Below are 14,101 nucleotides of genomic sequence, written 5' to 3' on the forward strand. Positions count from 1 at the left end.
TCATGAAGAAAGTCACCAAACTCTTCAGATCATCAGCCAGCACGATAAACGAGTCTGACAAGACCGTTGTTTTCAAAATTAGTGATGGCAAGGTTGACCGCCAGGGCGAGATCGTTGATCAGAAGAGTTGGGACTTCACTGAATATCTAGACAATCCGATCCTGATCGCGTCACATGACAGCAGTGACCTCGAGAACGGTCTCGGCACATGCGAAGAGCTGTGGTACGAGTCAGCCGACGACGCAACGTACGGACGCTTCAAGTTCGCAACTGAAGCAAGCGACAAGGCGTTGCTGGCCTGGAAGCTCATCGTGGCTGGTGTACTGCGGACCGTCTCAGTTGGATTCATATCTGAGAAGACCGAGTACAACGCCGAGGGCATCGCAATCCTCTTCAATAACAAACTGATCGAAACGAGCTGTGTCCTAGTGCCGGCCAACCCTAGAGCCATTGCTCTTAGCTACCGAGAAGGCTCGATCACGCGCAAAGACGCTACATGGCTGATGGACAGCATGAAGAAGGAAGCCGAGTTCCTCAAAGAGCAACTAACGAAAGACGAGACGTTCAACGTCAAGGAGAAACAAGTGGAAGAACTCACCCAACAAGTTACGAACCTCACGGCACTCGTGAGCAAGCTCGCAGAGAGCCAGGTCGCTCTCACAGAGGCCGTAGCAGCGCAGACACCTGCGCCCGAGACCGAAGAGGCGAAGGCCGAACGCGAAGCGGCTGAGGCGGACGCAGTCGCTGCTCAAAAGGTGATTGATGACCAGGTTGAAGCAGATCGCATTGCCAAGGAAGCATCGGACGCAGCTAACGACGGCGGAAACGACCAGTCGGGTGCTGAGGATGAAGATGCTGAATTGACTGCTGAACAAGAAGCAGAGCTGGACGCGATGTTAGAAGATAACCTCGCCAAGCTAGAGACGGCCAACCAAAACTAACCAACAACAACCACCTGAGGAGGTGATATGACATTTGCAGAAAAACAAGCAGCAATGGCAAAGGCCATGGATGCGAAACTTAAGACGCTTAGCCGGGACAAGGTCCTTCAAGCTGATCAGAACCGTAACAAGCACACGACAGAAGAGAAAGCATCCATCAAGGCTTACTTCTTAGCCCTTGCATCAGGTGATCCAGAGCAGCACGCTAAAGCGAACGCACTCATCATCAAAGACTACGAAGCACACGACATTGAATGGCGCGATGAAGCTGAGCTCAAGTCAAAGGCACAGTCAGTAGGCACATCAGGTGCCGGTGGCGTTCTTGTTCCAACGATTCTTCGTCAGAACATCATTGAGAAGCTGCACTACATCAGTCCCGTCCGTCAACTTGCAACTGTCATCACCGACATGCCCGCAGTGCTGGACATGCCTTACGACAACGCTTTACCAACGACTTACTGGGTCGGTGAAGGTGTGTCTATTACTCCAAGTGGTGCGACATTTGCGAAGAAGCAACTTGTTCCATTCAAACTTGCTGGACTAGACCCATTCACCAGCGAATCACTTGCTGATACCGCTGTGAGCCCAGACCTACAACGACTGGTTGAAGACCGATTCACTATCGCAATTGCACTTGCAGAAAATGCAGCCTTTGTTTCAGGTGATGGTGCCAGCAAACCATTCGGCTTCCGATCAAGCGACATCACACCAGCCATTGCAACAGGTAACACCACAGTTGGAAACCTTGCATTCAACGACATCCTCGGACTTGAATACACACTCCCAACGGCCTACCGCGCCCTAGGAACATATGTAACTTCAAGCAAGGGACTTCAATTGATCCAAGGCATGAAAGATAGCGCTGGACGCCCAATCTACCTACCAGGTCAAGCCGGACTGAACGGTGCATTCGGAGCAACCTTTAATAGCCGCCCAATCACGATTGTTGATGAAATCCCAACAAACCTCGGTGCAGGAACAAACGAGACAGAACTTTGGTACTCAGTATTCAGCATGTACTGGATCGGAAACCGTGGAGCAATGCGTACGGACTACGGAACAAATGGTACCGATTTTGCGCAAGACCAAATCAGCCTCCGCATGATCGAACGTGTTGCAGGCCGTCCATTCCTCGATGAGGCTTGGGCAAAGATGAACATCAAGTAAGAAAACTTTAGGAAAAGGAGAACATTCAGATATGGCAAACAGTAACCAAAAAGTAGTAGAAGGTGCGCGTCTAAGTGGTCAAGGTCACTTAGTTGGCAAGCTTGTCGAGTTCTTTCAAGATGTATTCCCTCATGTAAAAGGGGAAATCAAACGACTTGGAAAAGACGAGCTAGCACGAATAGATGAAATCGCAAAGGGGCGAAACCTTAGCGGCAACGTCTACGTCGAACGAAAGCTAACTAGTGACGAGCAAGCTGTCGTGAAAGCTGATGCAGACGCCGCAGCAACTGCCTAGTTGTGATTCATAAAACAAAAGTCCCGCTTTAAATAGTGGGACTTTTGTTTTATGCTAAGGGCAGATGAGCGTAATTATACAAACCACTGATTTGAACACCTATATGAATAAGATACTGGTAGCGGCCATTGCTACTCAAGTTGTATCGGCTGTAAATCAGTGGGTTGAATCACGTACGCGTCGCTCTTGGGGTGCAACCGTACAGGTTGTTGAGCGATATGACTATAAGCCACGTGGTGTCTTCCTAAGAAAAATGGACATTGTTTCTGTTGACCTAATACGGCTTGGATGGCCGAATCAACCTTCTGGAATGTCCACCATCAATGCATCTTCTTACTACGTTAACGAATTCGGCCGACTGACTATGCTCTCGCCGTTCGCTAACTCGGTAAATTCGACTACCCGATTCTTCAATGATCTTCTTGAAGTCACCTACACGTACGGCGTTACAAAAGTCCCAGACGACCTCAAGCTCGCTGCCCTGGGCATTGCAGCAGTCATGTACAACTTCGCCGTCAACGGTCAGCAGAACATCGTTGCTAGTTCAGTCGGTAACTATCACATCCAGACCATTGGAGCGATCCGCGGAGCTGGGGGAGTCGCACCAAACCCTGCGATGAACACTGCTGAGGCTAACTACGCAATCATCGACAGCTACGTAATGCGGAGACAGTAGGGGTGATCGACCTCTTTCATGTCTGCGATGTAGCCCGCAATCAAGCAGTAGGCACCAACGGGCGTAAACAGTTCAGCTCGCTCTATACCGCTGTCCCCTCGCTCTTCCTTCCCATGTCAGCTCAGGCTGCTATTCAAAATGGCTACTCCGTTGGCTTCGCCTGGGACATCTACGTTGACGACGGTACGGACATTCAGATCGGTGACAAGCTGACCTATTCCGGCCAGACCTACATCGTTCGCGGACGACAGCCTTATGCAGGCCTTCCAATCGTGAGCCACCTGCACCTCATGGCTGAGACTGAGCACGCGAATGGTCAATAGCGGCATCAACTACGAGATCTTCATGGATGCTACTCAGGTCGAGAGCGTGCTTGTGCGCACCGCCGAGCTGTTCCCTAGGTACATCAACTCGTGGCTTGTGGAGACAGGAACACTCGTCAAAGAAGAGGTAAGCGCTAGGGCACCTGAAGGCGTGGCCTTTGCCTATGGGGCAGGCCTCAAGCGCAACATCGGCCTCACGGTGAACCCAGTGCTTCAAACAGCAGATATCCGACCAACTGACCAGGTTCAGTACGCGGACGCTGTAGAGACAGGCTCACGACCTCACAGGCCACCAGCTGGCCCCGATAGCGCCCTGGCGCAGTGGTGCGAGATGAAGGGGCTCAATGTCTGGGCCGTCGCTAAGAGCATCGAGCTCAGTGGAACAAAGGCGCATCCCTACATCGAGCCAGCTTATGACGCGACGAAAGAGACGGTAGCCGAGCGGTTCAACACAGGCGTCGAACAATACTTAATGAGGATGCAAACACTATGAGTAGCTATAAAGGCAAGAATCGAAGAATAAAAGATGCACTCGTAACGATCTTAAGTGGGATTACCTACGACACGGGATCAGGCGCCGAGCCGGCCTTCGTTAGCGTCCTAGACAACACCAAGGATGAGTTTGAGGGTTATCCAGCTGTCCGAGTCTTACCGAACACCATTGCTAGCACGACATCATCTAACTCAAGTAAAGACCATGTTGTCTCGTTCGCAGTCATCATGCACTTTCCACTGAACTCACCAAGTGAGATTGAAAGCAATGTCTATAACCGCATGTACGACCTGACAGACCTTATCATCGACACGACTGAGCACTCGGACTACATCGGAAAGCTCTCAACCATTGATCCACTTATTCAAAACTGGATGATGGACGTGACATCTGTCCGTTGGCATATCGCGAGTGGCAAGAGTGGCTCTCTCCTTCTATGCAACATGAATATAGATATTAGCTATAGCAAAGACGTTTACTAGATGTTAAATTAAACCTCATGAGTGATATAACTCCCGAAACACCCAAAGCAATCATCGCTAAAAGTGTAGTAACACCTAAGCGTATGTACTTCAGCCCTATTCATGGGTCAATTGAAGCAAAGTCTTTAGAGGAAGTTGTATCAAAAGTCAGCAAACTAGTAGAGAAACTTAAAACGAAAGAAACAAAGGTGAGTGATGGCAGGTAATCCATATATTGGACGACGAGAGTCCGTAGGCGTAGGAATTGAAACAGTCCCCGGTACAGGCATCGCGCCTCAAGCGTGGCAACGTCACCTGGCACTGACTCTTGATCCAAAGACAACCGTCGTACAGAACAAGAGTGCACTAGGACGTATTGAAGACATCAATAACTCAGCAGTCACTGAACAATGGGTAGAAGGCTCGATTAACGGCAAGATCACCGACCTCACAATCGGATACTTCCTAGCCAACATCTTCGGCAGTAACGCAGCAGTGCTTCACCCAACTGAGACAACTGTCTACGACAACAGCTTCTCTGTTTCATCTAGTGCGCTACCTCCAAGCCTTACCTTTGCTCGTGTCAGCCCAGTACGCTCACGACGCTTCGCAATGGGCACCCTGACCGACCTTGAGATTGATATCAAGCAGAACGACTGGATTATGGTCACTGCGACAGTCACCGCTAAGTCCGGCGTTACTAGCACCGAGACCGTTGCCTACGCCTCTGAGAACGAATTTACCTCTAAGCACGCTGTTACCAAGATCGCTGCAAACATCGCCGGTCTAACCGGAGCTACTGCGCTTCAGATCAAGAGCTTGAAAATAAAGATCTCCCGCAAGGCTGAACGCTTCACACCAGTAGGTGTCATCGACCCTGTTTCATTCGATCCAAATGCCTGGGGAGTTACCGGCACAATCGTTACTCGATATACCGACACGACTCTCGAAGACATCGCCTTCCTGAACACGTCTCAAGCGCTCAGCATCGCCATAGTCAACACTGACGTGACTATCGGTACGACTTCGAACCCTGGCCTTGTCCTGACAGCTCCTAAGGTATGTTTCAGCCCAATGACACTCGACAACAAGCTTGACCAGACACTCAGCTCGACGTACAACTTCACTTGTGAACTCGACCTGATCTCTGGCTACATGCTCAAAGCTGTCCTAACGAACACGCAGAACGGATACGCACATGCCTAGGCAGCTAGCGATCACCAAGCGGATTTCACTTGAAGGACTTTCCGAAGGATGGACAAGCGACTGTTACGCACTTGTCACCCCTGCAAGCTACGCAGAGTACATCGACTTTGCTGACCTGACCGATGCTGGCAAGAGCAATACCGATCTTCTGAAGTTCCAACTCAGCTTTGTAAAGAAGCACCTTGTATCAGGAAAGGTCAACATTCTTGATGACAAGGGTCAACTTGAGCTCGATGACCTACAGCCTGAAGACGTTGATGCAAGCAAAGACCTAGCTGACAAGCTATTCACCGAGATCGTAGGGGTAAACCTCGACCCAAAAGCTTCATCGACAGCGACGGAGACGTCACCGATCAGCGCCGCTACGAAGTAGCACTAAGCCTCTACGAGCAATACGAGGACGCAATTGTCCACGAAGATAGCTCAGCAATAAGCCGTACTGTCGCCAATGACATACGGCTATTTCGCTATATGGAGAAGATGCACCTCACGTATGAGCAGGCCATGAATGAGCCTATTGAAGTCATCAACCGGGCGTTTATTATCTGGAAGCTCGATGCTCAACACGAAGTTATGGCGCAATCTTCATCTGATTAGCTTCTATATAGTCGAATGAATTAAACCGTGTTAAATTGAACTAAAGGATTACACAAAAACTAAATACAGATGGCCTATAGCAACACAATCGGCATTATCATTGCAGCAAAGGATGAGGCTTCCGCTGTTATTAATAAGGCCGCTCTTAGTACTAAGGCTGCCGCTGGTGAAGTCAATGGACTAGGAAACGCTTCTTCCGCTGCTGGTTCCATGCTCAAGGGTGGTTTGGTACTCGGCCTTATCGCAGCAGCTGGTGAGAGCGCAACCCTTGCCATCAGATTCCAGCAGAGCATGGAAATGCTTCACACCAACGCCGGTGTGGCTCAGTCAGACATCGCTGGTCTGTCTCAGAAGCTCCTAGACATGTCTGGCGCAGTCGGCCAGGGACCAGATCAACTCGCCAAGGCGTTCTATCACATCGCCTCAGCCGGTACCGGTATCTGGGATACGGCCAAGCAGCTCGACATCTTGAAGGTTGCCGCCGAAGGTGCAGCGATCGGCCAAGCAAGTCTTGACGACACAACCTATGCGCTTACGAGTGCAATGGCATCGAACATTGGCGGTGTAAAGAACGCCGCTGAGATGATGGCCGTTCTAAATGCCACTGTCGGCGCTGGTGACATGAAGCTCCAAGACCTCAACGGCGCCCTCTCAACTGGCATCCTCTCAACCGCTGCAACTTTCGGTATCTCGGTACAGTCGGTTGGCTCAGCGCTTGCAACTCTGACAGACAACGGTGAGCACGCTGATGAAGCGGCGACCAGGTTGCGCATGACGTTTGCCCTCATGTCTTCGCCTAGCTCGATGGCAACTAAGCAGCTCGAAGCTCTTGGTCTGACTGCTGAGAACGCCAAGGTATCGACGGAAGGAATGAACTCTGTCTTCGCCAAGTCCGGCCTAAGTACCACAAAGCTCGCTGATGACCTTCGTAAGCCAAATGGTATTGCAGTGGCCATTGAGGATCTCCAAACCCACCTGAAGAATGCTGGGCTGACAGCCAGTGAATCAGACGCGATGCTTTCAAAGGCATTCGGTGGCGGTCGTACTGATGCGGCTCTATTGACCTTGTTGCAGAACACAGATCGACTCGATGCCAAGTTCAAAGTCATTAACCAGAATGCCGGTCAGTTTGGCCAGAACTATGCCGATCAACAGATGACAACGGCGCAGCGTATTGCCGACATGTGGGCTGCTATCCAAGCATCTCTAATCAAAGTAGGCGATTGGCTCGGCACGGTAGCTGACAAGGGAATGAAGCTTGTTGCACCTGCATTTCAGGCTATTGCTGATGTTTGGAATAAGAATATCAAGCCATTCTTTGATGCTATCAATGGTGATACAGGTGACAAGCTGACTCAATTCTTTGGCGTCGTACTTGCTGGATCACTAATGTCCGCAGCCGCGGCTCTAGCGATAGCAGCTGTGCCCTTTGTATTGCTAGATCTTATACTCGCTGGAATTGTTCGCGGCGCTGAATGGTTCGCAACAAACTTTCCTAAGTTCATTGGTGAAGCCGTGGCAAATGTCACCAAATGGTGGACAAAGCTCGGAGAAGATACGAAGAACGCCTGGGATGGCGTACTGACGACCATTAGTGATACCTGGAATAACGCAATCGCAGCGACAAAGGACTTTGCAAAGCGCGCAGGTGATTGGGCAAGGCAGACAGTTAGCAACATTATTACCGAGTTTCAGAAGCTCCCAGGACAAATCGGAACCGCGATTTCAGATGAATGGAAGAGCGTAACTAAGGCCTTTCAAGATGGCTTTAGCAACATCGTGAAGAATGCGCCGACCTGGGGGAAGAACCTAGCGAACGGGTATATGGATGGCCTCAAGGCTTTAGCGGACTATGACATCCAATCAGTCATGAATTGGGGAAAGGGCATTGTTGATGCCTATAACGCTGGTGTAAAGGGCATAAAGGACTTCATCTCAGGCATGATGACTGGCCTCAAAAATTTCAAGTCAGATGTCGAGAAGGTTGGCAAAGACCTGATTAAGGGGATTGAAGATGGATGGAATCAGGGTGTGAAAGATGCTGAAAGGTGGGCTAAGGATCTCATCAAGAAAGTAGGCAGTGGATGGGAAAAGGCTGTAGCAGATACTCAGCAATGGGGTAAGGACCTAGGTGCAAACATCAAAAAGGGTTGGGATCGCCTATTGGCAGACGCTCAGCAATGGGGAAAAGATATAGTCGGAAACATCGTGAAGGGTCTCAAACAAGCAGGGGATGACATATCCAAGTGGTTCAACAATCTTCCGAACACAGTTAATCAGGCAGTTACCAAAAGCGGAGCTGATATAGCTAAAAAGAACATTGATGGTATGGCCAAATCATGGCTTGATCCAGACAATATGAAGACTATTGGCGACAACATTCTAAAAGGCATCGGTATCGCTATCCTTGCCATTGTTGGGGGATTACTTCTTGTTGCAATCTCGATTGTTATCTCACTGATAAACGCGCTGATATGGGCTTGGCAGCAGACCATCCATCTGTTCGCTGAAGCCGTCGTCAATAGTTGGAATGCAGTAACGGGGGCCTTCACCCAGTGGGGAGCATCAATTACGAACTGGGCTGCCGGAGTCGTGAAGTCAATTGTTGATGAGTTCAAGAAACTCCCTGGACAAATCGGAGATGCCATTGGCGGTGCAACTGGGGGTATCGGCAATTTATTAGGCGGTATCGGCAACAACATTGGTAGTTGGCTCGGACTCGGTCTGAACCACCATGCACTCGGTACTAACTTCGCACCTGGCGGTATGACCATGGTTGGTGAGAACGGCCCCGAGCTGGTCAACCTACCTACTGGATCACGAGTTCATACCGCTGCCGATACTCAGCAGATGTCTCAAGGCGGCAGAGGTGTAACTATCACTGGTGGCGTGCATATCCACAACAACATGGATGAGGACAAGTTCCTAGCCAAACTCGGCTGGAGGTTGTCACTTGCATGATTATCGGGGTCAACTCATTTACCCTCAACGACCCGACGAGTGCTAACCCCGTCGCTTTAGATGAACCTGTCGCTGGCCTTTCAATGCCTCCTATCCGCACAAGTAGCGGAACCTACAGCGGCCGAGATGGTGGCTATGTAGGTGCTCAGTGAATATTGGCTTCGATGGGCACCACCTGTGGTGCGAGTGAGCCCCACTGTTCAGATGCGTGATTTGTATCGTTCAGCCCCACTACCGGCGTGGTTGAGCCCCACCTGAAAAGCTCCTTCCACCGTGTGAGCGCCACACGGTGGAAGGAGTACCGGCAATGGTACGGAAGATCAAAGCGAAGCAGATCCTGCAGCTGCGTAATCAGGGCTTGTCGCGACGGGCTATCGAGTCCGCCCAGGGAATGTCCCGGCACAGCATTCGAGCTGTGCTCGATGCAGCAGAGCGGCTCGGGCTCGACTGGGACGACGTCGCCGAGTTGTCGGAGGCCAAGGTGTATTCGACGTTGTTCCCCGGCCGCGGCGTCCACGAGAGTGTCTTCGCGCAGCCGGACTGGGCGCGGGTGCATACGGAGTTGGCCAGGGTCGGGGTGACGTTGAAGCTGTTGCACCAGGAGTATGTAGACGCCTCATCGATGGCGCAGGCGACGATGAGCTACGACCGCTTCTGCCGCCTCTATGGCGAGCACGCCGCTGTCTCGGGGGCGACGTCGCGGGTCGGCCACAAAGCCGGCCGCAGCATCGAGGTCGACTGGTCCGGGCCCACAATGCAACTACTCGATCCGACGTCGGGCGAGATGTCGAAGGTGTATTTGTTCGTCGCGTGCCTGCCGTTCAGCCGCTATGCGTTCGTGGAAGCCACCCTGGATATGCGGCAGGAGTCGTGGCTGCGCGCCCACACTGCAATGTTCGCGTTCTTCGGCGGCAGCGTCCCACGCCTGGTGCCCGACAACTTGAAGACAGGGGTGATCTCCCACCCGAAGGAAGGGGAGGTCGTTTTGAACGATGCCTACCGGGAGATGGCTGCGCACTACTCGGCCGCGGTGCTCCCCGGCAGAGTTCGGCACCCGCGCGACAAAAGTAGTACTGAGAACACGGTCTCCCATGTCGCGACCTGGGTCATCGCGGGTTTGCGGCAGGAGACGTTCACGTCGCTGGCACAGCTGCGCCTGCGAATCCGGGAACAGATGGATGCCTACAACCGGGAGCCGTTCCAGAAACGCGTCGGGTCCCGCCTCAGCGTGTTCACCACCGAGGAGAAACCTCTGTTGCAGGCGCTGCCAGCGGCACCGTTCGAGATCAGCACGTGGTCCTATAAACGAAAGGTCAACGCCAACGCCCACGTGGTCTGGGCCAAGAATTTCTACTCCGTCCCTTTCAGCCACATCGGCGCGCTGGTAGACCTTCGTGTCACCGAGACGATGCTGGAGGTCTATCGGCGCGACGAGCGTCTGGCCAGCCATTTGCTGCTGCCGGTCACGACGACGAACCAGTATCGGACGAACGATGCGGACTTGCCCGAGGGGCGCAGCTTCCAGGCCTGGGACCGAGCCCGGATCGAGGAATGGGCCGCGCGGATCGGGCCGGCAACCGTCACCGTGACGGCCAAGATCTTCGAGACCGTCTTCATCGACGAGGCCGGCTTCGACGCCGCGCTGGCCGTGCTGAAACTGTCGCGCCGGTTCCCTCCGGCCCGGGTCGAGGCCGCCTGCGCACTCGCGCTGCGGGGGCCGGTCCGCTCCCCGCGCTACGCGCATTTGCGGCCGATCCTCGACACCGGGCAAGACAAAACCGGACAAGTTCCGGAACCGGAACCGGACGATGGCGGTTATGTTCGTGGCAGCGCTTACTACGCCGGAGGGAACCGTTGAGCGCGCTGGACGGGGAGACTAAACGCAAGCTCCGCGAGATGAATGCCGGCGAGCTGTTGGAGGCCATCGACCTCCAGGACGAGATTCTCTCGATCAGCCTGACCTTCGAGGAACGGGTCCGGCTGGTCGTCGACGACGCCTACTCGAGCTTCATGCATTCCAAGGTTGACGGGCTGATCCGGCGGGCGGGACTGCGTTACCCGAACGCGGATTTGCGGCGCATCGACCTGCTCGACGAGCGCGGCCTCAACCGGCAGGTGCTGACCCAGCTCGGGACCTGCTCGTTCGTCACCCGGCAGCAGAACGTCGTCTTCCAGGGCTTTACCGGGTCGGGGAAGTCGTATCTGGGATGCGCGATCGCCAAACGGGCCTGCGAGCATCGAATCCGCGCTCACTACGTCCGGATGCCCGACCTCGAGGAAGCCTGGGTCGCCGCGCAAGACGCCCCGGGCGGGGCGGGCAAGTTCCTCCGCAAATATGCCGCGTTCACGCTGCTGGTCATCGACGAGTGGCTGCTCGATAAGCCGACGGAATCGATGCGGACAATGCTGCTGGAGCTGATGGAGCGCCGCTACGGCGAGACATCAACAGTGTTCTGCACCCAGTATCAACAGAAGGACTGGCACCAACGCCTCGGCGCCAGCGTCCACGCCGACGCCATCATGGACCGCATCATCCACAACACCACCTGGGTCGACACCGGCACCTACAACATGAGGGAACAAACCGCCCTCGCAACCGCGTAATCCGTGACGGGGAGCACCAGTGGTGCTGAGCCACACCACCACTGGTGCTCTTCCGCACGACCAGTGGGGCTCAACCGCACGATCGGGTGGGGCTCAGAGACTCGAATACTCACTCAGTTCTACGGGATGCGCCTCATAACCCTGACAGGTTTCATCTTCGGTACCCCAGCACTCCTTGAATCAACCAGGCAAGCGTTTGAGGCCGCGGTATCAACTGGCAGCATCCTCCTGACCATTACGACCAACGCAGGTAACCAGTACGTCATCAACTGCTATCTCGATGCGCTGGATATTCCGATCAATCGCTCAGCGACTAAAGCACCGTTCAATCTCACGCTAATCGCGCCGGACCCAACGATCTATGACAACTCAGCTGGTGGCCTTCAAACAGCATCTCTCGTCCCAGTAACAGGCGGGGGAGTGACCTGGCCAATCGCCTGGACTCCCGTTGTCTGGGCACCAGGTGGACTGCCTACGACGATCACAAATACAGGCAATCTTGCTACCTACCCGATGATCACCCTGACGGGTCCAGCTACCAACCCGACGATTACCAACATCTCAACGGGTCAGTTCTTCAGCATTCAAGGACTCACGACAACCGGTACCGATGTGATTGTCATCGACATGCTCAATAGAACAGTCCTTCTCAACGGCGGACCAATCCTGACCTACGTAACGGTGACAAGCAGCTGGTTCCCTCTGCTGTCGGGATCAAACTCGATCAAACTAACCACGGGAAACTCACTCGACACTGTTACAGGTGTGATCTCTTGGAGAAGCGGTTACCGGGGCATCTAGGTGGATCTCGGAAGCTCACGCCGATATGAGATTGAATTGTGGAGTTCTAGCGGGCTGCGCATTGCTGACATCAGCGCTTTCTGTTTCAATCGCCGCTATACGATGCAGCGAAACGAAGCCGAGACGCTGACCTTCGATGTCAACCTCTATGCATTCGAGAAATATTGCCTGAACAACCTGGGCGGCATTGATCCAAAGACACTCATCGCACCATACGTGACCGACGTGAAAGTGAAACGCAATGGGCTCTATCTCTTTGGTACTCAAGTAGTCGATGTGAATTTCGACCTCGCACAGGACATGTCACGAGCTGGCGAGTCAGGCGGCGGCGCAGCTGCTACGACTCAAGACCAGAAAGTCAGCATCACAGCCACGGGCTATCTAAACCTCCTGAAGGACCGTTACGTAACAAAGACATATGCAGCCACGGAACGCACCGCGATAGCCACAGACCTCATTACAACGACGCAGGCGCAGACAAATGGAAGCGTCGGCATCACCATCTCTGGGTCTCAGTACCTCACCACGCAGCTGAGTGACCGTACGTACCAACTTGATGAGGTGAAGAACAAGATCCAAGAGATGGCCGCTCTAAGTGACTCACCTTTCGACTTTGACTTCTCCCCACTTAAGGCATTCCGCACGTATGCCAAGATCGGTGCTCGTCGCCAGGACATAAACCTTATCTATGGGGGAGCACTTGGCAACGTGGCCGGCTTCGCTCTTGATCGCAGTGCTATCAACCTGTTCAACAAGATCTATGGCATCGGCTCGGGCTTTGGCACAAGCCAGCTCACATCAACTGCGGGGGATAACGCGAGCCAACTCAACTACTACCTACGTGAGCAGATACAGCAGTTCAACAGCGTTCTATTGCAACCAACTCTTGACCAGAACACATCAACAGCGCTGAGTCTTGAGAAGGACATCCTAGAGTTACCTGTCGTCACGATCACAGGCAAGGAGATCCCAGCAACTTTCCTGAGCGTTGGTGATCGCATCCCACTCAAGGTCATGACTCACAAGTGGCTCGACAACATCAACGGCCTGTACCGCATCGAGCAGATCGACGTCACGATCGATGAGAACGACTTCGAGAGTGCAATCAAGCTGACCTTCGATAGCTACGGAGTCAACCAGAGTGAATAGTCGGCTAGACCGTCAGGTGCAGAACGTGCCGGGTGCGTGGCTTGCTGACCTGGCGGATGACATCAACCAGATCAAAGTAAGTAGGCAATCATTTGGTCCTGAGAGCCTTATTGTGCAGCGAACGGTGACTGGTAGTACTTGGGACATCAACGGGGATGCAATTGCAGCGTATGCCGTGCAGCAATACCGAGTTGTCTTTGCACCCAATAAAACGGTCAACCCCTACGCGGAACTCACCTACAACCTGACCATCACTGGTGCTGATGGCTTTGAGAAGACATTCCTCTGGCCGGATGGTTCACTCCCTCAAACAATCGAGTGGAGGTTCACTGTCGCTAATGATGCCAATGCAATCAATCTCTACGTGCAGTTCTCGATAAAGTGCGTAGACGCTGGAACGATCCGGGTCACAAAGCTATGAATCCTC

Annotated in this window: 16 protein-coding genes; all 16 read left to right on the forward strand. The window is 53.1% G+C overall.

Annotated features, from left to right (window positions below; translation table 11 throughout):
- The first annotated feature begins 2 nt into the window (after positions 1–2).
- The 16 genes from RHM57_RS02045 (at position 3) to RHM57_RS02120 (ending at position 14,095) form a co-directional block, all read left to right on the forward strand.
- Positions 3–941: a hypothetical protein gene (locus RHM57_RS02045; protein WP_322189516.1), complete on the forward strand. Its 939-nt coding sequence runs from the start codon at positions 3–5 to the stop codon at positions 939–941.
- A 27-nt stretch (positions 942–968) separates the two neighbouring features.
- Entirely contained in the window at positions 969–2,108 is a 1,140-nt protein-coding gene (locus RHM57_RS02050) for a phage major capsid protein (protein ID WP_322189517.1), read from the forward strand.
- A 31-nt stretch (positions 2,109–2,139) separates the two neighbouring features.
- The gene (locus tag RHM57_RS02055) at positions 2,140–2,403 is read left to right on the forward strand and encodes a hypothetical protein (protein WP_322189518.1); all 264 of its coding nucleotides are present in this window, start codon (positions 2,140–2,142) and stop codon (positions 2,401–2,403) included.
- A gap of 64 nt (positions 2,404–2,467) precedes the next feature.
- Positions 2,468–3,079 carry a hypothetical protein gene (locus tag RHM57_RS02060; protein ID WP_322189519.1) on the forward strand — a complete coding sequence of 204 codons (612 nt, stop codon included), beginning with the start codon at positions 2,468–2,470 and terminating at the stop codon, positions 3,077–3,079.
- Between the two features lie 2 nt (positions 3,080–3,081).
- Positions 3,082–3,402, forward strand: a complete 321-nt coding sequence (locus tag RHM57_RS02065; protein ID WP_322189520.1) for a hypothetical protein — start codon at positions 3,082–3,084, stop codon at positions 3,400–3,402.
- Positions 3,392–3,895, forward strand: coding sequence for a hypothetical protein (locus RHM57_RS02070; protein WP_322189521.1), 504 nt, complete (start codon positions 3,392–3,394; stop codon positions 3,893–3,895). The genes RHM57_RS02065 and RHM57_RS02070 overlap by 11 nt, the downstream gene beginning before the upstream one ends.
- On the forward strand, positions 3,892–4,377 hold the full coding sequence (locus RHM57_RS02075; protein WP_322189522.1) for a hypothetical protein: 486 nt from the start codon (positions 3,892–3,894) through the stop codon (positions 4,375–4,377). The genes RHM57_RS02070 and RHM57_RS02075 overlap by 4 nt, the downstream gene beginning before the upstream one ends.
- 17 nt (positions 4,378–4,394) lie before the next feature.
- Positions 4,395–4,583 (forward strand): hypothetical protein, encoded by a 189-nt coding sequence (locus tag RHM57_RS02080; protein WP_322189523.1) that lies wholly within the window; start codon positions 4,395–4,397, stop codon positions 4,581–4,583.
- Positions 4,573–5,562, forward strand: coding sequence for a phage tail tube protein (locus tag RHM57_RS02085; protein ID WP_322189524.1), 990 nt, complete (start codon positions 4,573–4,575; stop codon positions 5,560–5,562). The genes RHM57_RS02080 and RHM57_RS02085 overlap by 11 nt, the downstream gene beginning before the upstream one ends.
- On the forward strand, positions 5,555–5,935 hold the full coding sequence (locus RHM57_RS02090; RefSeq protein WP_322189525.1) for a hypothetical protein: 381 nt from the start codon (positions 5,555–5,557) through the stop codon (positions 5,933–5,935). The genes RHM57_RS02085 and RHM57_RS02090 overlap by 8 nt, the downstream gene beginning before the upstream one ends.
- 293 nt (positions 5,936–6,228) lie before the next feature.
- The gene (locus RHM57_RS02095) at positions 6,229–9,120 is read left to right on the forward strand and encodes a phage tail tape measure protein (RefSeq protein ID WP_322189526.1); all 2,892 of its coding nucleotides are present in this window, start codon (positions 6,229–6,231) and stop codon (positions 9,118–9,120) included.
- A gap of 307 nt (positions 9,121–9,427) precedes the next feature.
- On the forward strand, positions 9,428–10,978 hold the full coding sequence (gene istA, locus RHM57_RS02100; RefSeq protein ID WP_322188742.1) for an IS21 family transposase: 1,551 nt from the start codon (positions 9,428–9,430) through the stop codon (positions 10,976–10,978).
- On the forward strand, positions 10,975–11,724 hold the full coding sequence (locus tag RHM57_RS02105; RefSeq protein ID WP_322188740.1) for an ATP-binding protein: 750 nt from the start codon (positions 10,975–10,977) through the stop codon (positions 11,722–11,724). The genes istA and RHM57_RS02105 overlap by 4 nt, the downstream gene beginning before the upstream one ends.
- A 126-nt stretch (positions 11,725–11,850) precedes the next feature.
- The gene (locus tag RHM57_RS02110) at positions 11,851–12,525 is read left to right on the forward strand and encodes a phage distal tail protein (protein WP_322189527.1); all 675 of its coding nucleotides are present in this window, start codon (positions 11,851–11,853) and stop codon (positions 12,523–12,525) included.
- A complete protein-coding gene (locus RHM57_RS02115) occupies positions 12,526–13,674 on the forward strand; it encodes a hypothetical protein (RefSeq protein ID WP_322189528.1) in 1,149 nt (382 codons plus the stop codon). It abuts the gene before it with no gap.
- Positions 13,675–13,690: 16 nt separating this feature from the next.
- Positions 13,691–14,095, forward strand: coding sequence for a hypothetical protein (locus RHM57_RS02120; protein ID WP_322189529.1), 405 nt, complete (start codon positions 13,691–13,693; stop codon positions 14,093–14,095).
- Positions 14,096–14,101 lie beyond the last annotated feature (6 nt).

The organism is Cryobacterium sp. 10S3 (assembly GCF_034344045.1).
GTDB lineage: Bacteria > Actinomycetota > Actinomycetes > Actinomycetales > Microbacteriaceae > Cryobacterium > Cryobacterium glucosi.